The organism is Photobacterium aphoticum (assembly GCF_001029435.1).
Lineage (GTDB): Bacteria > Pseudomonadota > Gammaproteobacteria > Enterobacterales > Vibrionaceae > Photobacterium > Photobacterium aphoticum.
The window spans coordinates 367,930-391,023 of record NZ_LDOV01000010.1 but is presented as its reverse complement, the minus strand read 5'-3'; the positions used below and the strand labels follow the sequence as shown (position 1 = coordinate 391,023).

The 23,094-nt window shown below is 47.4% G+C and carries 19 protein-coding genes; 11 read left to right on the top strand and 8 right to left on the bottom strand.

Annotated elements, in window-relative coordinates:
* Positions 1–107: 107 nt before the first annotated feature.
* Positions 108–614: a GNAT family N-acetyltransferase gene (locus ABT58_RS05740; RefSeq protein ID WP_047873363.1), complete on the bottom strand. Its 507-nt coding sequence runs from the start codon at positions 612–614 to the stop codon at positions 108–110.
* A 158-nt stretch (positions 615–772) separates the two neighbouring features.
* Between ABT58_RS05740 and ABT58_RS05735 the strand changes: the two genes are divergently transcribed.
* A complete protein-coding gene (locus tag ABT58_RS05735; RefSeq protein WP_047873362.1) occupies positions 773–2,653 on the top strand; it encodes a DUF294 nucleotidyltransferase-like domain-containing protein in 1,881 nt (626 codons plus the stop codon).
* Between the two features lie 26 nt (positions 2,654–2,679).
* A complete protein-coding gene (locus ABT58_RS05730) occupies positions 2,680–3,417 on the top strand; it encodes a 3'-5' exonuclease (protein WP_047873361.1) in 738 nt (245 codons plus the stop codon).
* 129 nt (positions 3,418–3,546) lie between these two features.
* Here ABT58_RS05730 and ABT58_RS05725 read toward each other — a convergent pair whose 3' ends face one another.
* From ABT58_RS05725 to ABT58_RS05715, 3 genes are all read right to left on the bottom strand, one after another.
* Entirely contained in the window at positions 3,547–5,130 is a 1,584-nt protein-coding gene (locus ABT58_RS05725) for a BCCT family transporter (RefSeq protein ID WP_047873360.1), read from the bottom strand.
* 655 nt (positions 5,131–5,785) lie between these two features.
* Positions 5,786–6,274 (bottom strand): hypothetical protein, encoded by a 489-nt coding sequence (locus ABT58_RS05720; protein ID WP_047873359.1) that lies wholly within the window; start codon positions 6,272–6,274, stop codon positions 5,786–5,788.
* The gene (locus ABT58_RS05715; RefSeq protein ID WP_047873358.1) at positions 6,271–6,600 is read right to left on the bottom strand and encodes a hypothetical protein; all 330 of its coding nucleotides are present in this window, start codon (positions 6,598–6,600) and stop codon (positions 6,271–6,273) included. The genes ABT58_RS05720 and ABT58_RS05715 overlap by 4 nt, the downstream gene beginning before the upstream one ends.
* Here ABT58_RS05715 and msrP point away from each other — a divergent pair.
* The 4 genes from msrP to ABT58_RS05690 all read left to right on the top strand — a co-directional run bounded on the left by msrP (position 6,593) and on the right by ABT58_RS05690 (position 10,907).
* On the top strand, positions 6,593–7,606 hold the full coding sequence (msrP, locus tag ABT58_RS05710) for a protein-methionine-sulfoxide reductase catalytic subunit MsrP (protein WP_047873357.1): 1,014 nt from the start codon (positions 6,593–6,595) through the stop codon (positions 7,604–7,606). The two genes, ABT58_RS05715 and msrP, sit on opposite strands and share 8 nt — an antisense overlap.
* Before the next feature lie 74 nt (positions 7,607–7,680).
* A complete protein-coding gene (gene msrQ / locus ABT58_RS05705) occupies positions 7,681–8,430 on the top strand; it encodes a protein-methionine-sulfoxide reductase heme-binding subunit MsrQ (protein WP_082210973.1) in 750 nt (249 codons plus the stop codon).
* A gap of 191 nt (positions 8,431–8,621) precedes the next feature.
* Positions 8,622–9,242 carry a hypothetical protein gene (locus ABT58_RS05695; protein ID WP_047873355.1) on the top strand — a complete coding sequence of 207 codons (621 nt, stop codon included), beginning with the start codon at positions 8,622–8,624 and terminating at the stop codon, positions 9,240–9,242.
* Between the two features lie 258 nt (positions 9,243–9,500).
* A complete protein-coding gene (locus ABT58_RS05690; protein WP_047873354.1) occupies positions 9,501–10,907 on the top strand; it encodes an amidohydrolase in 1,407 nt (468 codons plus the stop codon).
* A 147-nt stretch (positions 10,908–11,054) separates the two neighbouring features.
* Here ABT58_RS05690 and ABT58_RS05685 read toward each other — a convergent pair whose 3' ends face one another.
* Together ABT58_RS05685 and ABT58_RS05680 are read right to left on the bottom strand one after the other, a co-directional pair.
* Positions 11,055–11,285: an alternative ribosome-rescue factor A gene (locus tag ABT58_RS05685; protein ID WP_107204984.1), complete on the bottom strand. Its 231-nt coding sequence runs from the start codon at positions 11,283–11,285 to the stop codon at positions 11,055–11,057.
* Between the two features lie 142 nt (positions 11,286–11,427).
* Positions 11,428–12,582: a serine hydrolase domain-containing protein gene (locus tag ABT58_RS05680; protein ID WP_047873353.1), complete on the bottom strand. Its 1,155-nt coding sequence runs from the start codon at positions 12,580–12,582 to the stop codon at positions 11,428–11,430.
* A gap of 640 nt (positions 12,583–13,222) precedes the next feature.
* Between ABT58_RS05680 and ABT58_RS05675 the strand changes: the two genes are divergently transcribed.
* The gene (locus tag ABT58_RS05675; RefSeq protein WP_047873352.1) at positions 13,223–13,924 is read left to right on the top strand and encodes a MaoC family dehydratase; all 702 of its coding nucleotides are present in this window, start codon (positions 13,223–13,225) and stop codon (positions 13,922–13,924) included.
* 306 nt (positions 13,925–14,230) lie between these two features.
* Positions 14,231–14,974 (top strand): class I SAM-dependent DNA methyltransferase, encoded by a 744-nt coding sequence (locus ABT58_RS05670; protein WP_047873351.1) that lies wholly within the window; start codon positions 14,231–14,233, stop codon positions 14,972–14,974.
* A gap of 105 nt (positions 14,975–15,079) precedes the next feature.
* Here ABT58_RS05670 and ABT58_RS05665 read toward each other — a convergent pair whose 3' ends face one another.
* Both ABT58_RS05665 and ABT58_RS05660 read right to left on the bottom strand, forming a co-directional pair.
* Positions 15,080–16,591, bottom strand: coding sequence for a CoA-acylating methylmalonate-semialdehyde dehydrogenase (locus tag ABT58_RS05665; protein ID WP_047873350.1), 1,512 nt, complete (start codon positions 16,589–16,591; stop codon positions 15,080–15,082).
* A gap of 49 nt (positions 16,592–16,640) precedes the next feature.
* Complete coding sequence (locus ABT58_RS05660; protein WP_082210971.1) at positions 16,641–18,626, bottom strand: bifunctional 5-dehydro-2-deoxygluconokinase/5-dehydro-2-deoxyphosphogluconate aldolase; 1,986 nt, start codon at positions 18,624–18,626, stop codon at positions 16,641–16,643.
* Between the two features lie 657 nt (positions 18,627–19,283).
* Here ABT58_RS05660 and ABT58_RS05655 point away from each other — a divergent pair.
* From ABT58_RS05655 to ABT58_RS05645, 3 genes are all read left to right on the top strand, one after another.
* A complete protein-coding gene (locus ABT58_RS05655; protein ID WP_053062986.1) occupies positions 19,284–20,303 on the top strand; it encodes a sugar ABC transporter substrate-binding protein in 1,020 nt (339 codons plus the stop codon).
* A 108-nt stretch (positions 20,304–20,411) separates the two neighbouring features.
* Complete coding sequence (locus tag ABT58_RS05650) at positions 20,412–21,905, top strand: sugar ABC transporter ATP-binding protein (protein ID WP_047873349.1); 1,494 nt, start codon at positions 20,412–20,414, stop codon at positions 21,903–21,905.
* A 169-nt stretch (positions 21,906–22,074) separates the two neighbouring features.
* The gene (locus ABT58_RS05645) at positions 22,075–23,091 is read left to right on the top strand and encodes an ABC transporter permease (protein WP_047873348.1); all 1,017 of its coding nucleotides are present in this window, start codon (positions 22,075–22,077) and stop codon (positions 23,089–23,091) included.
* Positions 23,092–23,094: the final 3 nt, after the last annotated feature.

Below are 23,094 nucleotides of genomic sequence, written 5' to 3'. Positions count from 1 at the left end.
TAATCGCTTTTAACTTCAATAAAAATTGCAGTTTTAATGCCTATTTCAAATTAAATGTCGCTTTTTTGATCGCTTTTTACGGTTTTCTGACAAAAGCCCGCTCGCCTCTATTCATTTGTCGCCAACAGTCGTTGATAGAAAGCCAGATCCAACCACCGATCAAATTTATACCCCGCCTGTTTAATGATGCCTGACTCCTGAAATCCAAATGTTTGGTGCAGACGTAAACTGGCGATATTTTCTAAATCAATCGCGCCAATCATAGTGTGATAGCCCTGATGTTCCGCCAACGTAATGATGGTTTTCATTAACTCTTTACCGACGCCCTTGCCACGGTATTTCGCATCCAGGTAAATACTGTTTTCCACCGTGAACTGAAAAGCCGGTTGCTCTCGAAAGCGGCCGTAAGTAGCGAATCCCATCAGTGTCCCATCGTGATCAAATGCCCCCACCACCGGGTAATCCCCCCGTGTTTTCACCTCAAACCAGCGTTCCATCACCTCCATCGTGCGGGGTTCGTATTCGTATAGCGCCGTGGTATGGGCAATCGCCTCATTAAAAATCGCTAACATAGCTTCAGCGTGATCAGAAAACGTGCAGTAGCGAATATGCATGGTAAAACTTCCCTGTGGAATCAGAAATGGCCTTCACATTACCCTACTTTTGCCCGCAGACAAACGCCAATTACATCCGCTGTATGGCTTATCAGACAGCCTTCATTCATGCGCATTGGGTATACTCAATAGAACGCCTGAATCATACGGATACACTCATGGAAGCTGAGCAGCTCGAAATTCTTCACTTTATCAGTCAATATCCGCCTTTTGCTGATCTCCCTGAAGAAACGCTCCACCACATTACCATGCACATTGAAGTCGCCTACTACCGGGCAGATCACATGATCCTCAAGACCGGCGACAGTATTCATGATCTCTATATGATCCGCAGTGGTGCGGTTGAAATCTATCGCCGCAAAGGCGAACTGTATAATCGCATTGATGCGGGCGATCTTTTTGGCCAGATGGGCTTGCTGATGAACAACAAAGTCCGTATGCCAGCCCGCGCGATTGAAGACACGCTGGTCTACTGCATTCCCGAAAGCATCTTCAATCAGCTCTGTGATGAATTTGACAGCTTTGCCGATTTCGTCGAAGTCGAAGACAGCGCACGCTTACGCAATGTGGTATCTACCCATGCGGAAGAAAACGATTTAACCACCTCGAAAGTGCGCACTCTGCTGTCACGCGATCCCATTACCATCAGCAAAGATGCACCTATTCAGGATGCTGCAATGTTAATGGCGGAAGAGAATATCTCAGCCCTGCTTATCGTTAATCCGGAACTCGATGGCGAGGATGAAGACAGTGAGCCTCTGGTTGGGATCATTACCGATCGTGATCTCTGCTCGCGAGTATTGGCGCAAGGCTTAGACACCAACTTGCCCGTCTCTGAAGTGATGAGTGCAGATCTAATTTCACTTGATCACAACGCCTACGTATTTGAAGCCATGCTCACCATGCTGCGCTATAACGTACACCACCTGCCTGTACTACAAAACAAACAACCCATTGGCATGATTGGCCTGACCGATATTGTCCGCTATGAATCGCAAAACAGCTTGTTGATTGTCAGTACTATTTTCCAGCAACAAACACTGGAAGAGTTACAACTGGTCAGTGAGCAGGTGAAGTACTGCTTTGTACGTATGGTCAATGAGGATGCAAACGCCCATATGGTAGGCAGTGCCATGTCCGTAATTGGACGCAGCTTCAAACAACGTTTGGCTGAACTGGCTGAAGAGCAACTGGGGCCCCCTCCTATTCCGTACTGCCTGCTTGCCATGGGTTCCATGGCACGAGATGAACAGCTCATCGTGACTGATCAGGATAATGCGCTGATTCTGGATGACAGCTACGATGAAGCGCTCCATGGGGAATACTTCGATAAATTGGCCACTTTCATTTGTGACGGGTTAGCGGCATGCGGCTACAGCTACTGTGACGGTGATGTGATGGCGACCAATCCGGAGTGGCGCAAAACGCGTACCCAGTGGGAAGACTGTTTTGCCAACTGGATTGATGAACCCAAGCCGCAAGCGTTACTGAATAGCTCTATCTTCTTTGATCTGGCTGGCGTTTATGGTCGCGTGAAATGGGCCGAACAGCTCAATAGTTTCATCGTGCGCCGCGCCCGTAAAAATAACCGTTTTCTGGCCTGTCTGGCGCGTAATGCCATTAGCCGAACGCCACCGTTGGGCTTTTTCAAAGATTTTGTAATGGAACAAGATGGGCGCCATAAAAACTCCATTAACTTAAAACGTCGTGGCACCGCCCCACTGGCCGATTTGATCCGCGTGCATGCGCTGGCCGTAGGTTCACGTTCGCAAAACTCGTTTGAACGGTTAGATGATGTGATTGAGGCGGGTATTTTACCCAAAGGACGCGGACAAGATTTACGCGATGCCATGGAATTGATTTACATGGTGCGTATTCGCCATCAGGCATTGGATATTGAGGCAGACATCGAAGCGGATAACAGCATTGAGCCAGAGAATATGTCTGACTTTGAGCGCCGAAACCTGAAGGCTGCGTTTCAAATTCTCAGCAATGCGCAGAATTTCATTAAATTTCGCTATCAGGGAGGACGTCTTTAATGTCACACCTTCACTCAGGGAAGTCCATGCCGCGCCCAGATAAGCCGCGTCTACAGCTTAATACACGTGCAACGCCCAACTGGCCAACCTTTTTCCAAACCTTGCTGGAAACCGCGCAAGACGATCGTATTCGGCGCTATTATCAAACGCCCGTTGCCAGTGGTGATACGCCACTCAGCGAGGTGGAGTTTGTGGCACTCGACTTTGAAACCACCGGATTGAATCCACTAAAAGATGAAATCATCAGCATCGGTTTGGTGCCCTTCACGTTGTCACGCATTCGCTGCCGTGAATCCGCGCATTGGATCATTAATCCAAATCGCCCGTTAAGTGAGGAATCGGTCGTGATTCATGGCATCACCGATTCCGAAGTGGAAAATGCCCCTGATTTATTGAATATCCTTGGTCAGGTGCTCAACGCGCTGGCAGGAAAAATTGTGGTGGTACATTACCAACATATTGAACGCAGCTTCATGAATCAGGCGCTGTTAAGCCGTTTGGATGAAGGGATACATTTCCCGCTGATCGATACCATGGCGATAGAATCTGCCGTACAGCAACGAGATTGCGGCGGCTGGTTAAACCGATTACGTGGGATCCGTCCCGGCTCAGTTCGTCTTGCCAAAGCTCGTCAACGCTATGGCTTGCCTGTTTATCAGCCCCACCACGCTCTGACCGATGCCTTGGCAACAGCGGAATTATTACAAGCTCAGATTGCTTATCATTTCTCGCCGGATACGCCCCTCGATACGATTTGGTTATAACGCAAACAAAAAAATCCCTCTTCAAAACGAAGAGGGATTTTCTCTGTTACTCAAAAGACGCTTTACCCGCCGGCATTTGATGTTGTCTTAAGCCATAGCTAGCAGCCTTGCGAAAGCATCCTCACGATTTTACGCAAATTTCTCTCGAATACTCTCGGTGCGTAATCCCATTACCAAGCTGATACACATCAACAGCAAGATAAACACGAATGGCAAGGCTGTTGAAATCACCCCGGCCTGCAAGGCTTCTATCGCCTGTGTACCACCAACATAAAGCAGTACAGCCGCAACCGCACCTTCCATCGTCGCCCAGAACACACGTTGCAGAATCGGTGACTCAATTTTACCGCCCGCCGTAATGTTATCGATCACCAATGAGCCTGAATCTGAAGACGTAATGAAGAAGATCATCACCAGCAAAATCGCCACAACAGACAAGAATGAGCTCAATGGCAGAGATTCAAACATCTCAAACATTGCCAGAGGAACAGACGTTAAGCCCTCCTTACCCAGCACACCGACACCATTGATCACCTGATCAATCGCCTGACCACCAAACACCGACATCCATACGGTGGTAACCAATGTTGGCACAATCAATACCGCAATCAAAAACTCACGGATGGTACGGCCCTTAGACACACGGGCAATAAACATACCGACAAATGGCGACCATGAAATCCACCATGCCCAGTAGAATACCGTCCAGCCATGCAGCCATGCCTGATCTTCTCGGCCATGTGGATTACTCAGGGCGAAGAAATTTTTGGCGTAACCCGCAATCGTGGTCGGAATGGTGCCCATCGAAATGGCGAAACCCACAGCCGCAACAAAGACCAACAACGCCAATGCCACCAGCATGTTCAAGTTACTCAGTAACTTCACCCCGCCATCAATGCCTCGCGCAACAGAAATAACCGCGAGCAGCGTCACTACAATAATGACAATGACTTGCAGACCAATACCGCCAGACATATGGAATACGTGGTTAATACCACTGGCGGCTTGTTGTGCCCCTAAGCCCAATGAGGTCGCCAAACCAAACATGGTGGCTAACACGGCAAAGATATCAATGATATGACCAGGCCAACCCCAAACACGGTCGCCCAACAGCGGATAGAAGATAGAACGGATAGACAGCGGCAAGCCTTTGTTATACGCAAAGAAGGCTAACGACAATGCAACCACACCGTAGATGGCCCAAGGGTGCAACCCCCAGTGATACATGGTTGCGCCCATCGCTAATTCACGCGCTTCCGGCGTATATGGCGTCACATTCAATGGCGTTTCATACCAGCCAGTGTAGTAAGCAACAGGCTCAGCCACACTCCAGAACATCAGGCCAATCCCCATACCGGCTGCGAACAACATCGCCAGCCACGACATGCGAGAATAGTCCGGTTGCGCCTCTGTTCCACCAATACGAATTTTACCGTACGGTGAAACCACTAACACCAAACAGAACAACACAAAAATGTTACCCGCCCAAAGGAACAGCGAGTCAAAACTATTGATAATGCTATTTTTGATACCGTCTAGTGCCGTTTTCGCCGTGGTTGGATCGCTGACCAAGGCAAGCACCAAAAATAGCACAATCAAACCGGCACTGGTGCCAAACACGGGGTTATGAACATCAAACCCCCACTTCTGAATGTTATCCTGTCCGACTGTATAGTCGGTATTATCAATACTGTATTTGTCTATTTTACTCATTATGTCATCCCACTTGATAACGAGTTAACGTAAAAACACACCTAAAAAGTCATTCTCAAAATGCTCTCATCGCTGCCATTTCCCTGCCAACCAGATGATGCTTCTACCCTACACTCGAGCAAGTATATTTAGCCCTGTAATCAATTAAAAACTGCACAGATCAAACCATTTCAACGGTGCAAATGTCAAGTTTCGCCATAAATCAACATAAAACGTTCAACAAATAGACGCGATTCACGCTAAATTGTGCAATTTGCAATCACAAAGGAAACAATAAATATTTCGTGAACGAAACATTATTTACCTGAGCTCATGCTTGTTATACGCAACACTTTCAGTGTTAAACGTTAATTGTAGTCCATCCCACATGTTCGCTTTCTCGTGATGGAGGCACCGATTTTGCCCCAGACTGACGCGAACTGATCACATGACACCATCAGCAAGATAAAAGGAGAAAAATAGAGAGCGTTGATATGGTTTTGGCGGCGTGCAGCGCAGTACGGTAAAAACAGGTGACACGGTCACAGAAGGTAATGGGTGATGTAGGTAGAGGTTGTTAGTAATAGGGCCGCTGATGGGGAAATAAGTAGTAGGAAGGAAATAATTGATGATTGGCGGACACACCTGCCCGCCTGTTTGTTCTGTGCTTCAGTGTTTAGCGCATAAACGCCGCCTGCTCAAACGCAATACCCAAACGGGTAAAACGATCATGCGGGTCTTGATAATGCGGGTTCTGAGGCTGATAAAATTCGGCGGGCATGTTTTCTACCCAACCGTTTTTCTTCAACGCATTCCACTCTTCCCGCGACACAATCACATAATGTAAAGCGTCATCTAAAAGATCCTGAATCGCCTCTACCGTGAGTTCGTCATCACGCACTAAGGCTTTCAATCGCCCCACTAACACACTCAATGGCAACCATAACTCACGTACACATTGCTTTTTGTCCGTACACGCTTTCGCACTGTGTGAATGAGGGGCGAACTGGAAAATTTGTCCCCAATCAGGCTTACCTTGCCGAGTAATCAAGCCATGTCGGTAACAATAATAGGCTTCGAAATACTGACGTAACGAATGATAACGTTCTGCATAAGCTTCTAAGTAAATGTGTTGGAGTTCGAGGTTGGCGTTAAAATCATTCATACGTACATTCTTAAACGGTTGATGGCAAACAGCAAATGCCATTCACTCTCGGTAGCCAACGACAAACCACCGGCTTCCTTTTGTGGAGCGAACATTACCACATCTTCCTTTTCTTCCCTAGCCACTGTATTCATGACGCAGACCAGCGCCTCGTACATCTTGCTTGATGTACCGAAGATCTGTGTCCGAACGAAAAAAGCGGGTGCCATGAAATTAATTAGGGTGCGAGCAGGTCTACATAAACACATTATTTTGATGGTCTTTTTTTGCTGGCTTTCTGTTTGAGAAAGTATAGCGACGCAACAAGGAGGAATGGCGATGCCCATTATTCGTTCAAATCGATGGTCACTGAAAGAAAGTGAAGCTACGCCGGAATCGGTATACAAAGCACGCCGCGACATTCTCAAAAAGTTGGGTATTGCTGTGGTGGGGATGCCATTAGCCACACCAGCCAGCGCCAGTATTTTTGATGCTTTTACCGGTAAAAAAGAACCCGAGGTGGATAACCGCCGTACACTGCAAACCCGCAGTTCCAGTTATTCAAATTCGTCATTATCCCTGACGCCAGAAGATAAAATCCTTAAATACAATAACTTCTATGAATTCGGGACCGATAAATCCGATCCCGCAGAGCGTGCCAAACACTTTCAGACGGATCCGTGGAAGGTGAATGTCGATGGATTGGTCAGAAACCCGCTGACACTGGATTACGATGACATCTTCAAACGCTTCCCGTTAGAAGAGCGCATCTACCGCTTGCGCTGTGTGGAAGCATGGTCAATGAATGTGCCTTGGATTGGCTTTCCGCTTGCCGCCCTGTTACGCCAGGCTTCCCCTAACAGCGATGCGAAATACGTTGCCTTTGAAACCCTGTACGATCCAAAACAAATGCCCGGCCAAGCCAATCGCCGTATTGGCGGCGGTATAGATTACCCGTATGTAGAAGGTCTGCGGTTAGATGAAGCAATGCATCCACTGACGTTGTTAGCGGTTGGGTTATACGGTAAGAACCTTGCCCCACAAAATGGTGCACCGATACGCTTAGTGGTGCCGTGGAAGTATGGCTTTAAGAGTATTAAATCCATCGTCAAAATCAGCCTGACTCGCAGCCAGCCACCTACAACCTGGAACATTCTGGCGCCTAACGAATACGGTTTTTATGCCAATGTGAATCCGAAGGTTGACCATCCGCGTTGGAGCCAAGCCAGCGAGCGTTTTATCGGGGAAGGCAGCTTGTTCAGTAGCCGTCGTCAGCCAACAAAAATGTTCAATGGTTACGCCAGTGATGTCGCACAGCTGTATAAGGGTATGGATCTCACTCGCAACTATTAACCAGTTGAGGCTGGCGTTTACCCGCTAATCCAGACAAATCACAAGCATGATGGTAACGATGTAAGGAATCACCTATGGCGCTATCACCTACACAGCATTCACCTGTTCCGCAATCATCATCACAATCGCCCCGGGCAAAAGCGGCGCCGTCACCTACTAAAAACTCAGGAGCGGCTGCTTCTCGCCGATCGCCATTTCGTCTGCAACCTCGTCATGTGTTTTGGCTGAAAGTTGTCATCCATGTGGTTTCTTTAGGTTTCTTTGCTCAAATGGTGTGGCTGACCGTCTCGGGTGGGTTTGGGGCCGACCCCATTCAGGGCTTACATCACTTTACCGGTAAAGCAGCGTTGAATACCTTGCTGCTCACCTTGGTCATTTCCCCCGTCGCTAAGGCATTAAAACAAGGCATGCTGATGAAGGTGCGCCGTTTAGTCGGCTTATACAGTTTCTTCTGGGCGGTGCTGCATGTGATGGGCTATCTCGTGCTTGATCTGAACCTGAACTGGTCACTGCTTGCCAGTGAAATTGTGTCTCGTCCTTATCTGTCATTAGGTGCTGTCAGTTGGTTCATCTTACTGGCACTCACCCTGACCTCTTTTTCTGCCATTCAACAAAAAATGGGGAAAACGTGGCAGAAGCTACACAACTGGGTATATCTGGCGGTCTTGTTAGCCCCTATCCACTACTACTGGTCAGTGAAATCTGGCTTGTTGGAACCGGCTCTCTATATCGCCGCCAGTCTTGCTTTATTGGCCTTACGATACCGGACCTTGAGTCGAGGATTGTCGTTATTCACAGCAAGGCGACGCACTTCACAACGTTAAGATCACTAATTGATGGAAATAAGCTAGAAGAACGCTGTTTTTCTGATACGATAGCGACGCGTATATTGACTCACTCTGCATCCTTCTGGACGCTGACAATGTACTGATATCATTCATATAAATAGCTTTGTTTTCGAGCGGCAGAAAGGCGTGTTTGTCTACTCTGTCCTTCGTGGTGTGGCGAGACATCCGTGGTTTCTGACTTTCTATCAACCAGTATCGAGCAATTCCAATCCGATTGTATGCAACTGTGCGAGCAACATTACCCCACAGTGCACAATCGTGGTATGCGTGAAAACCACCTCGGCAAAGCATTATGCCGTCGCATTCTTCACACCCTCTCAGATGCGAATATCCAAGCCACGATCACCCAATGTCAAAATGAAGATAAGCTCTCGCAACCTGTCTTTCATATTCAAACAAGCTCCTTTTCTGTCTGGGTGATTGCGCACCGTCTATTGAGTGCCAACTTGGCCCGTCGTCAGGCATTGATCAATACGATCAAAGAAACCAAAGAACGCTTAACCGGTGATCATCCTCACCACTTGGTTTTAGTTGCCGATCACTGGTTTGATCGCAGTAAAGCCAGCAAAGAAATTCCAGCCTGGTGGTTAGGGCAATTACCTCGCAATGCCGTTGACTACCTCAATGATGGGATCCGTCTGCAAGCGGTTGAAATCGGTCTGCCTGAACAATTGGCGGCGCTATCACTGACTGAAGGCCACCACGCCCTGCACCATCCATTGCGTCGTGATAATCATCAAAAAACCGTATATAAGTACATTTTGCTGACATCACACTATGTGCTTTAAAAAAGCGACATTAGCAATTTAACCGTCACAATTCCCGCTTGTTCGACATCACACAATTTTTCCTATTCTTATTACTTTTTATGCATACAGCCCATATGCAAACGTTTAACTGGCGATAAAAACATCGTCCCTGCCAATACATCAACGCATTAGAGTGACTTTAATCACAGTTCGTACATCACAATTACAATACTGATTTTCAATGCTTCGCCTTTAGGTATTATCTGCGCCATTCAATCGATGTCGAGTAGTACCTCCATGTTCAAGAAAACCCTTCTTGCTGTTTCTTTGGCAGCAGCAACCCTTTCTAGCGCTTCTGCATTTGCGGTTGAAAACGTTGATCTGCTAATCAAAAACGCAACTGTCCTGACCATGAATGCCGATAAAACGGTATATGACAATGGCCTGGTTGCTATCAAAGAAAACAAAATCTTTGCTGTCACTGACGGCACGGATCTTAAAGAATACAAAGCAGAAAAAACCATCGATGCTGACGGCGACATTGTGATGCCGGGTCTGATCAATACACACACTCACGTTTCCATGACGGTATTCCGTTCAATGGCGGATGACGTGCCAGATCGCCTACATCGTTACATTTTCCCGCTTGAAAGCAAGCTGGTATCTCGTGACATGGTGCGCATTGGTGCCCAGCTGGGTAACGTGGAAATGGTAAAAGGTGGTGTAACCACTTACGCCGACATGTACTACTTTGAAGACGAAGTGGCGAAAACCGTTGATAAGATCGGCATGCGAGCCGTCTTAGGTGAAACTGTCATTAAATTCCCGGTAGCGGATGCAGCCAACGCTGACGAAGGCATCAAGTACGCCGTGAACTTTATTGAAGAGTATAAAGATCACCCACGTATTACGCCGGCTTTTGCCCCGCATGCGCCGTACACTAACACCACTGAAACGCTGAAGAAAATCACTGAGCTATCACTGAAATATGATGTGCCGGTAATGATTCACCTAGCAGAATCTGAGCGAGAAAACCAAGTCATCGCAGAACGCAGTGGCGGCAAATCACCGGTTGAATACATGGCGGACATCGGCGCACTGACGCCTAACCTTGTGGGCGCACATGTAATCAACGTTGATGACGAAGACATCGCACTACTGAAGAAGCACGATGTGGGTGTAGCGCACAACATGAGCGCTAACATCAAGTCAGCAAAAGGTGTCTCTCCTGCCCTGAAGATGTTTGATGACGGTCTACGTATCGGTCTGGGTACCGATGGTCCAATGTCTGGTAACACTATCAGCACAATGGATGAATTCAACCAGGTAGCGAAAGTCCACAAACTGGTGAACAAAGACCGTGCAGCAATGCCTCCGGTAAAAGTGATCGAAATGGCAACTATCGGTGCGGCACGTGCCCTGCACATGGAAGACACCATTGGCTCACTGGAAAAAGGCAAATTGGCTGACATCATCGTCGTCGATACTAAAGCGCCAAACATGGTACCGGTCTACAACCCATACTCAGCGCTGGTTTACTCGGCTTACGCGACAAACGTGAAGCACACTATCGTTGACGGTAAAGTGCTGATGGAAGATCGCAACATGCTGACTGTTGATGAAAAAGCGATCCATGACGAAGCGTTGGCATTTGCTGACAAAGTACGTCAAACCGTTGTAGAAAGCGGTGAAGTTGTACAGTAATTCTCGCTATCACTGAGATAACAAAAAAGCCGCTCACTGAGCGGCTTTTCTATTTGATTTCTTTTTGCCTTTCTCTTGGCACTGACCCATCTTGACCATTGACCAATGTGTATCCGCAACAAAAATCCTATTCAATCACAAGGCTCATCAAGCCGCCATTGAATAGGACTCTCGTCCTGCGTGTTTCCCCTTACGTTGAAAACTGCCCTTACCTTTTTTCGATTTCACTACGCGCATACGAAATACCGCGCTGGTCACCACCGCTTTTAAGGCATTATCACGGATCACTCCTCGGCCGTGATCGGTTTCATTATTACGATTTTGACTCTCGGTTAACGGCATATCGCACAGTGATTGATGTTTCCGTTTTTTACTCATCATTTATCTCTCTATGATTGAAATGAATGCCTCTCGCTGAGACATCGCAATACTAACAAATTTTTGCTGGATTTTTAATCATCCAGTAACACGTTAGGCAACGTTTTTGCATCCGCCTATATCTGCTTCTCAGATGATTACACTATTGCTTAGGAGATGGTACAGTGAAATGGCTGTTATACAAATCCAAAAATCGCAACACGATCTCTCGCGCAATGACGGTTTCACTGTTTGTCAGAAACACCATGCCCGTTTGCGTATAGCGATTAAACAGCATTTCAGTACGGATGCCGCGTACCCATCCGCCATGGTGGACAAATCCGCTGATTTCTTTGTAATCAAAGGTACGCCAGCCCAACCCGTAATACACGTTACTCAATTTGGCGCGATATCGGTATTGGTTAGCCCGAATATGGGGCTTGTGCATGATCTCAAGTAAATCCGGATTTAACACGGTTGGATAATGGCCAAACTGCGCCAGCATCCATTGCGCTAAATCCTGAGCGCTGGCATTCACCCCGGCAGCGGCGGGAACACGGTAGTAATAAGGAGCAGGTTTCACCGCTGCCCAGCCAGATTTCACTCGGACATGCGGTGTCACTTTATTCGGTGTCTTTTTAAATTGCTCCAAACCGTAAGAAGCATGCTGCATGTTCAGCGGCACAAACATTTGCTCCCGCACGAAGGTGGCAAAATCCATTCCGGCAGCCAGCGTTAACATGTCTGCCGCCAAGTTATAGACAATATTCTGATAGCCATAACATTTTCCAGGATCACAGACAAACTTCACCCTTGGTAGCATTTTGAGGATTCGACCATAACGCACATTATCTTCCAGCAGATCAGAATACGCTTGAGGCACTAAACCCGTGGTATGTGATAACAAATGGCGTAAGGTAATGTTCTTACCTAAATCAATATCACTGAAGGTGATCTCATCGAGATACGGTACCACATGGGTATCCCACTCGATGACCCCTTGATCCACCAAAATGGAGACCGCCGCAGAGGCAAAGGTTTTTGAAATCGACGCCAATGGAAAGACGGTGGCGGAGTTTACTTTTTCACTACCGCCCACTTTCGTGACACCGTAACCACGAAGCAGACGAATATCTCCATTGATAATGACAGCCAAAGACGCCCCAGGCAGTCCGCCTTTCACCGCTTTTTTAACGTACTGATCGAGATTGATGGCGATCTCGTCATGTTCTGCCGCTGAAGCCGAGGACACCATCATGCTCACCCCCAACACCAACCCAGCCACTGGTATACACCAGCGTTTCTGACATACTCTCATCGCTTTAATCCAATCAACGGCCTATGCACAGCACCGGATGCCGCCCCGTAAACTCATTCATGCAGCGGTCAGGCAGCACTGGGTATTCTGCGTTATACAAACATGCATTAAAGGTAGCGGTTGGTATGGTGGCTTCTATCTCTCAATTGAGAATCGGTGTCACGTATCATTGACGGGATCGGGGGTTACGTCATCACGGTAAGAATAAAATAATATTACATTGCACTTTTTCGCCCATAAATAATAATAAAATTCGGCTATTCTTTATTGGGCGAACACATTATGAATAGTGTATTATTGATTTTAAGATTTATGGATAAAACAGTTTAAGCTTACATATGTTCGCTAAAACTATTCGCATTTACAGGTCGTTCTCTCAGACTTAAATGCAGTACAAGTGTAAGCTTAAATAGCAGTTTTGATGCTTTATAATCCGATTTGGTTGTGTTTAAATGAACGACTAGTATTTTTACACTAATTCCAAAAATAACACCAAACCACTGTTTATAAAGAAGTTTTACACAAGCACAGTTGCATCATAGATGCTTTGCGGCACATTTTTTCTTTTCATCTTCGTATTTGCCGCTACAATACATCGCCTTGTTCCAACTTCGGGCAGTCTTTAATAAGGGGTTGAGTCATGAAAGTTGTCGAATTTCTTAAACAAACACGTACAGGCCTTTCTTTACATGCGTTTGAGATGAAAGACATTCTCTCTCCTACTTTGCGTCAGCATTGGCTAGGCTTTAAGAATAAAGCCAATCATTCTTTGCCAGCTGCATTTATTTCCAACAAAGTGACTGCCTCGAATGATGATGTCGTACAACCATTAGAAAAAGTTGAAGAAAAAGTGTCTGCACCTATCACGATGAAACCAGAAGCTGAAAAGCTTTACCACGAACTGACAGCAACACTCGGTGAAGTTATTCACACCGGTGATTGGTTGGTTGTGGATCAACCACGTATCAATAAGTTTGCGGATGTTACCGAAGATCATCAATGGATTCACACCGATCCTGAACGTGCGACAGAAGAATCCCCTTTTAAAACCACTATCGCGCACGGTTTCTTGACCCTGTCTCTACTGTCAGTACTGACTGATAGTGTTGATCCGGAAAAACAAAAGTTCCCGACAGCAAAAATGACGGTGAACATGGGCTTCAACCAAATCCGTTTCCCGTACCCAGTGAAATCGGACAACCGTATTCGTGCGACAACGACGATCAAGTCTGTGACGCCAGTAAAACGTGGTCTTGAGATTGTGCAGGAATTGACTGTACAAATCGAAGGCGTACGTCGCCCAGGTTGTGTGGCTGAATCCGTGATCCAACTGCACTTCTAATGTGAAGATCAACAACTGAACAACGGCACACACTTTCGCCGTTTGTCCTTCACTGATAAGCCAAATACGAAGCCAGAAACGTCCCTACCGTTTCTGGCTTTATTTTTCCTGTTATCACTGCCTCTCTTCTTTTTGTCTTTCTCTTCCCCCTCTCTTCTTCAACGGTTAATCGCGTGAAATAAAATAAATTATTAAGAAGAAATGTTTCACGATATGAAGATCTAACATTGAATATTTTTGTAGCATTTATCACCAGTTAGTTTATGATGCGCCACCCTCAATATTTCAGCGATTTTTTAAGCAAATATGTCCACCAACGCCCTGTATACCGATCTGTCTGGTTATTACGATCTTATGTGTGCGGATATCGATTATCAGGCTCAAAGCCACTGTATTCGTCGCCTTCACCAGATTTTCGGTAACGATGGAAAGACACACCTTGATCTTGCTTGTGGCACTGGTCCACATGTGCGTCATTTCATTGATTTTGGCTACCAAAGTAATGGTCTGGATCTGAATCAGCCAATGCTTGACCGTGCGGCCGTACGCTGCCCTGAAGCTGAATTTTCGTTACAAAATATGAGCGAGTTCTCTGTCTCTGAGCCGCTCGATTTGATTACCTGTTTTCTTTACTCCATCCACTACAACGATGGCATTGAAAACCTGAAGAAATGTATTGAAAGCGTACACCGCTCATTGAAAGACGGTGGCATTTTCTGTTTCAACGTGGTGGATAAAGACAAGATCTCGAACGAGCTGTTTGTTAAACACAATGCCAAGTTTGATGATGATACATTCTCTTTCCGTTCGGGCTGGGATTACTCCGGTGAAGGTGAACGTCAGCTACTGAAGTTGTGCATTGAAAAAACAACCGATGGCGAGACACAAATCTGGCACGATGAGCACCCAATGGTGGCGGTGAACTACATGACCATGATTGAACTGCTGAAACCTTACTTTGAGGTCCACATGTTCGAGCATGATTATGAAAAACTCATTCCTTGGAACGAGAAATCCGGTAACGCGATTTTTGCTTGTGTAAAAATCTAACTCTCGCCAGTACAGCATAAATACAAACGCCCTGCTTATGACAGGGCGTTTCTTTTTCTATCAGCAAAATCTCTGAGGCGATATCACGGCTCTGTGCTGTCGCCGTTATTCCATGGTTGGCATCACGAAGCTACTGGTATGCTGCTCTAAGCGCACACTGGCAGGCCAACGGCTGGTCACCGTCTTCATACGGGTGTAGAAACGGACCCCGTCGTTACCATGCACATTCAATGGACCAAAGATAGAACGCTTCCAGCCACCAAAGCTGTGGAAGGCCATCGGTACGGGGATTGGCACGTTAATACCCACCATGCCCGCTAACACATCCTCGCTGAACTGACGCGCCGTCTCGCCATCGCGGGTAAAGATCGCCGTACCATTACCATATTCATGGCGGTTGATCAGGTCCAGCCCGGTCTGGTAATCAGGCACACGCACGACAGACAATACGGGGCCAAAAATTTCTTCTTTGTAGATGGTCATTTCTGGCGACACATTATCAAACAGCGTTGGCCCCACGAAATAGCCGTTTTCATGCCCTTCAATGCGGAAATCACGACCATCAATCAATAGCGAGGCACCTTGCTCTTTACCACTCTGAATGTAGTCACAAATCTTCGCTTTATGTGCCGCAGAAATCACCGGACCCATGTCATTTTCACGGCCATCCACAATCCCCGGGCCAATATGCATCTTGCCGATTTGCTCCGTCACTTTGTCGATAATCGCATCGGCGGTTTCATCTCCCACCGCAACCACCACTGACAGCGCCATACAACGCTCACCAGCAGCACCATAGGCAGCCCCCATAATCGCATTCGTCGCCATGTCTAAATCGGCATCTGGCATCAGAATACAATGGTTCTTCGCGCCCCCCAGTGCCTGACAACGCTTGCCATGGGCGGAAGCTGTGCTGTAAATGTATTCTGCAATTGGCGTTGAACCCACAAAGCTGACCGCTTGTACACGGTGATCGGTCAGTAATACATCCACCGCTTCTTTATCGCCGTTCACCACATTGAATACGCCATCTGGCAAACCAGCTTCTTTGAGCAGTTCTGCCAGTGCGATACCCAATGAAGGATCTTTCTCTGACGGTTTCAACACAAAGGTATTACCGGTTGCCAAGGCGATTGGGAACATCCACATCGGCACCATGGCAGGGAAGTTAAAAGGCGTAATACCCGCACACACGCCCAATGGCTGCATTAATGAATGGCTGTCGACACCGCCCCCTACATTGGCCGAATGCTCGCCTTTTTGCAGGTGAGGAATACCGCAGGCAAACTCCACCACTTCCAGACCACGGGTCACTTCGCCGATCGCATCGGAATACACTTTACCGTGCTCGTTGGAAATGAGGCGCGCCAGTTTGTCCATGTTCGCCTCCAACAGGGCTTTGAACTTGAACATGACACGGGCACGGCGTAACGGCGAGGTTTTCGCCCAAGCCGGAAAAGCATGATGTGCTGCAGTAATGGCTTCGGCCGTTTCAGCCGCCGAACTCAACACGACCTGACGAGTTTGTTCACCGGTAGCCGGATTAAACACAGGCGCAAAACGCTGGCTATGACTTTCACTGCATTGACCATTGATAAAATTCTGAATCGTTTCCATTGTGTGTTCCTCAAAATACATCGATAAATCTGTCTGTGTTCACCGGGGCTTACTGCTCGGTTGCTAGTTCGGGCTGATTCGGTTGAAGCGCTTTCGATGCCTGTACCTGAGATGTCAGTGCATTGCACTCCCCACGCGCTCGCCACAAGGCAATCAGGTTGTGGTAATTGGCTTTGATCTGGTGGATCAACGCAGCATCATCGAGGGTGTTGGCAAGCCACTCACGAGAAGGCTGACCAAATATCGTGCGCCCTACCGCAAACCCTTTCACAATCGGCTGGTTCGCTGCCGCTCGGAAACCGGCTTTTAATTCCGATTCTGGCGCGTCGAGCCCTAGCAACACCACACCGCGACAATGGCTATCTTGCGTTTCAATCAATGCCGCGACGGTCTGCCAGGTCTCTGCAGCCAGCGGCGGTAATTTCCACCAATCCGGCTTCACGCCCAGTGCATAGAATCTTTCGAGCGCCTGCACATACAGCGCATCGGTGCGTGGCATATCAGCCGGTAAAATCACTTCCAACAGTAATTCATGACCGGTTTTGCAACAGGCCTGATAAATCTCCATGACCTTGTTCTCTTGCTCAATGCGCAACACGTCTTGATCGTCAGGGTGATAGAACACCAAACATTTCACGACGTGCTCAAGCGGCCAATCAATCAACTGTGAACCAATGTTCCCGTGCTCAAGCGCCAGTGGTCGCGATCCTGGCAGCTCCACCGGACGACCAATCCACCAGCCTTGCCCAGTGACGGCATTAAGCACATCCTGACCAAATCGGCTGTCACACAGCAAACCGGCTTTGCCTTGCAGATTGGCTTCTGCTGCCACTTCCTGACTGGCTTGGAAAATCAGCTGTTTCAGTTGTTTAATCCGCGCTTCATCGGCACCGACTTCACGCGCCATATCGACAAACTGCATACGGTGGTCAAAGGCCAGCACACACAACTCATCCCATGTTTTGTCACGCGTTGTCACACGGTGTAAATGATTCAAATGTGTATCCTGATCCGGACGGGGCACCTCGTGGGCACGCTTCAAGTAATCGTCCAGTTCAGCTTTGGTTGGCATCGCTGGTGCACAACCATGACGAGATACCACTAACGCGCCACACGCATTGGCATAGGTACAAGCCTTCTCCCAACCTTCCCCATTCAAGTAGCCGCGTAACAGGCCAGACATGAAAGCGTCACCCGCCCCCAGCACATTAAGGACATCTACCCTTACGCCTTTTACCGTAATGCCTTCATCCAAGGTTTCTGGAATAGCATCGGGGAATACCGAACACCCTAACGGCCCACGCTTGCACACAAATTCGGCCTGGCTGACACCACGTATCGCCTTGAGGGCTTCAATGGTGTCGGTCGAACCACCAGCAATGTGAAACTCTTCTTCAGTGCCGACAATCAAGTCAAACAAGCCCATCACTTCTTGCAATTGCTCTGTCACTTGCTGTGACTCAATAAAGCGAGTCTCACCATCACCTAAGGTGGTTAATCCCCACAGTACCGGGCGGTAATCAATATCAATCGCAGTTTTTACCCCATGTTTACGGGCATAACGCAATGCCGTCAGTACAGCGTCACGAGTATGCGGATGTGAAAGGTGCGTACCGGTGATCGCCAAGCAACGCGCCGAGGCAATGTAGTCTTCATCAATATCACTGGCCGTGATCGCCATGTCTGCACAGTTGTCACGGTAGAAGATCAACGGGAAGGTTTCCTGATCTTTGATCCCAAGAATCACCAGCGCAGTTAAACGATCTTTATCGGTGATCAAGTGGCTGGTATCCACGCCCACACGCTGCAGTTCTTCGCGCACAAAGCGCCCCATGTGCTCGTCACCTACCCGCGCTAACATGGACGACTTCAAGCCTTGTCGGGCCGTGCCGTATGCTACGTTGCCGGATGATCCGCCCAAATATTTGGCGAAGGTACCCATGTCTTCCAAACGCGCCCCGATTTGTTGACCGTAAAGATCAACCGCGACACGCCCCATACAAATAAGATCGAACTGCTTACTCTCCGTATTCATCGCTCTCACTCCTTGCCAGGAACCCCTGTTCACCGGCCGCAATCAAATGACTCTGTGTGATGAGGCATGATGTGTATCGGACATATCGCTTCAACGGACTGTGACTTTGTTGGTGCCGTCTTACGCGTTCTGTCCTGCCTCACTGCTTGAACTCATCATATGAAACGTACATTTCACTATCAAGCGTTTTTGAAACACAGCGGTGATTCTGTGATCTTGGCTTCATTTTAACCACAGTGAGAATGAAATACCCAAAGACGATACAATGAAAAATATTTTCCAGAATTTAATGTTGTTATTTCATATTTCCCTCAATAACGAAAAACATCCTCAAAATAGTCGAAAAATCTTACTCATCAAGTATTAAATTCAATAAAAACAACAAATTGAATATTTACCCAATCATACGACTGTCATTTAGTGAGATCGTGGTAACAATTTACAACATTATGTTCAACTAAATGTGGTTATTATTTAAACATCGCCATATAGTTTTACTCATCCAATTTGGAATATTTAATTCAACCATTAAATGATCATTTAAGAGTGAAACGAACATTTCAATATATGCAATAAATAACAACATACGTTTATATCAAAATAAACGTTTCATATGGTGCTGTTAGAAAAACAGACCTTACCAATGAGGAGGCTATTATGCCGTTAGCTATTCAGCGATTGACTGCGCAACTTCCCACACTCTCTCGACAGACACTGACCAACCTGACCAAGAACGTAAAAAAACGACTAAAAACTTGGCTTTTTGCACCTGTACTTGTCTTATTAACCGCCTGTGGTGGCGACAGTGCAGACAGTGATGTCACCCGTATTGGTGTCGCGATCCCCAACTTCGATGACACCTTTATGGTGTATATGAAAGATTCGATGGATAACTACGCCAAGCAATTCGATGGCAACGTTGAACTCACCTTTGTCGATGCAAAAGAAGACACCGCGAAACAACTCGGGCAAATTCAAAACTTCATCGTTCAGCAAATGGACGCCATTATCTTGGTGCCGGTTAATACCGATGCCACCCTGCCAATGACCGAACAAATAAGAAAAGCCGGCATTGAACTCGTCTTCCTTAATCGCCGCCCTTCCCAAATTCCTGATGGCGTCTTTTATGTCGGTTCAGAAGAAATTAAATTCGGTGAAACTCAAGCGCAATTTGCTGCCAGTGCCATTCAAGGCGGTAATGTTGGTATTTTGATGGGCATGCTGACACAAGAAGCGGCCATTATGCGCACCAAAGGGGTGGAAGACTTCTTCGCCGGCAAAGAAAACTTTAACGTCATCCGCAAGCAAACCGGCCTGTGGCAACGCGCACAGGGCATGATGGTAATGGAAAACTGGCTTAACTCCGGTGACAAAATCGATGTGGTGATCGCCAATAATGATGACATGGCCTTGGGTGCCATTCAGGCACTTCAAGCCGCAGGCAAACTGAAAGACACCATTGTGGTTGGCGTGGATGCAACACCGGATGGCTTGATGGCCATTGAAAATGGCAGCCTCACTGCAACGGTATTCCAAGACGGTGGCGGTCAGGCAAGAGGCGCAATTGATGCCGCCATGAATGCCGTACAAGGCAAGCCGTTTGAAAAAGTCACCTGGATCCCAGCGGAACTGGTCACCAAAGATAACTTAGCAACGTTCAAAGCCAAACAAAGCTAAGCCAATCTTCCTCGCAATAAGAACCTAAAGCGAAATCGACGGCCTAAACCGGTTCTGTTACCCGCTCAATCACTATGGGTAACAGAGCCCTCTGTTGGAGCAACAGGAATGAACGACGTACTGCTTGAGATGCGCGGCATTACCAAAACCTTTCCGGGTGTCATCGCTCTCGATAATGTGCAATTAACCCTACGCAAAGGGCGCGTTATGGCCCTGATGGGTGAAAACGGCGCCGGAAAATCCACCTTAATGAAAGTGCTGTTTGGCATTTATCAACGTGACGCGGGCACCATTGTTTATCAAGGTGAGCATGTCAGTTTTAATGGCGCTAAAGAAGCACTGGAAAACGGCATCTCTATGATCCACCAAGAGCTCTCCCCCATTTTACATCGGAGTATTGCCGAAAATATCTGGCTTGGCCGCGAGCCAGTCAAAGGGCCATTACAGCTGATTGATCACGATAAAATGTACCGTGATACCGAAGAGCTGTTACAACGCCTGAATCTGAACCTCAATCCGCGCACCCAGATGCACGAATTAACAGTGGCCACCATGCAAATGGTAGAAATTGCCAAAGCGATTTCTTATCACTCCAAAATCATCATCATGGATGAACCGACATCAGCACTGACCGACAAAGAAGTGACCCACCTGTTTGAGATCATCGAGATGCTCAAATCCAAAGGGGTCGCCATTGTTTATATCAGCCACAAAATGGCCGAGATATTCCAGATTTGTGATGATATTACGGTGTTCCGTGATGGCTGCTATATCGGTGAGCGCGAAGCCCAATACACCAATAATGATGAATTGGTGCAAATGATGGTCGGCCGCGATTTGGGCGATGTATTCCCTCCCCCTACCGCAAAACCGGGCAAGGTTCGCCTGGAAGTGAAAAATCTGACAGTAGAAGGCGCATTCTCTGATATCAGTTTCAAATTGCATGAAGGAGAAATTCTGGGCATTGCCGGACTGGTGGGCGCAGGCCGCACCGAGTTGATTGAAACCTTATTTGGAGTTCGTCACAAAGACGCCGGCGAAATCTGGATTAACGGCAATAATGTGGAGATCCACACCCCACAGGATGCCATTAAACACAAGATGGCGTTTCTCACCGAAGATCGCCGCCAATCGGGTCTTTATTTGATGTTGGACATCTTCGCCAACACCTCAATTGCCCACTTGGATGCCTACCGCAATAAAGTCGTCAATGTCTTGGATGTTCGCCGTATGCGCAAAGACAGTGAAACCCACTGTCAGAAGCTAAAAGTAAAAACGCCCAATATGCATGAGGCCATCGATAACCTCAGTGGCGGCAACCAGCAAAAAGTATTGCTGGCCCGCTGGATGCTCACCAAGCCGGATATTCTCTTTCTTGATGAACCAACACGCGGCATCGATGTGGGGGCAAAATCAGAAATCTACAAACTCATGCGACTGCTGACCGGCATGGGGAAAAGCTTGGTGATGATCTCCTCTGAATTACCCGAAGTGATCGGGATGAGTGACCGCATATTAATCATGCACGAAGGCCAATTAAAAGGAATGATGACCGGCACGGAAGCCACTCAAGAAGACATTATGTCTATTGCGCTAAATTAAGAGAGCCAAATTAAAAAAGACAAGTTAAAAGAGATAAATTTATAACGCTGAATTAACGCACTGAATCAATACACACCGTTAATTCATACATGAATGATTACCCTCTTGTACTTCTTATGACGTCACCGTCAGGGAATACCATGCAGTAATTTTATCAAGGATAGTTGTTATGATTGCAAAAATAATTAAAGCAGCATCAGATGAAAAATCCCCCAGTAATGCATCGCGATTTATTTCAAAATACGCCATCTATTTTGTGTTTGTCGCCATGTGTATTGTCATGTCCGTGTTGTCGCCGGTCTTTCTTACCGTCGCCAACTTATTAAACGTCGTGACACAAATGGCCAGTATTGGCCTGTTAGCGCTGGGGGTGACCATCATCATTATTACCCGTGGTATTGACCTGTCCTCTGGCTCCGTATTAGCCGTCGCCGCCGTGGTGTCAGCCAGTATGGCGCAAAGTCTCGACTGGGGCATGCGCATGTACCCTAACCTTGGCGAACTACCGGTGATCATTCCTATTTTGGCCGCCCTGGCTGTCGGGGCTGTTTGTGGTCTGATTAACGGAGCCTTAATTGCCTATACCGGTATTCCGCCCTTTATTGCCACACTCGGTATGATGATCATTGCCCGTGGTGCGGCATTATTGTACTCAGACGGTCGCCCTGTCAGTAGCTTAATTGATTCTTACCAGTGGATTGGGCAAGGCAGCGTTTTAAGCATCCCTGTCCCGGTGATTATCTTTATTGTAATGGCAATTATTTCTTATATTTTGCTGAACTACACCCGCTTTGGTAAATATGCTTATGCCATTGGTGGGAATGAAACCGCCGCCTATGTATCGGGTATTAACGTCAATAAATATAAAGTCCTGATTTATACTTACGGGGGGCTTCTTGCCGGTATTGCCGCCCTTATCCTTGCTGCGCGTATTAACTCTGGTCAGCCGGGTTTAGGGGTCTCTTATGAGCTGGATGCTATTGCCGCCGCTACCGTTGGGGGCGTCTCCCACGCAGGCGGGATCGGTACCATTCAGGGGACCATTATCGGCACCATGATCATGGGGGTACTGCAAAATGGTCTGGATTTGCTGAACGTCTCTGCCTATTGGCAGCAAATCGTAAAAGGCCTGGTGATTGTTGTGGCGGTGATCTTCGATATGCGCCGTCAGAGGAAGAGCCAGTAGCGC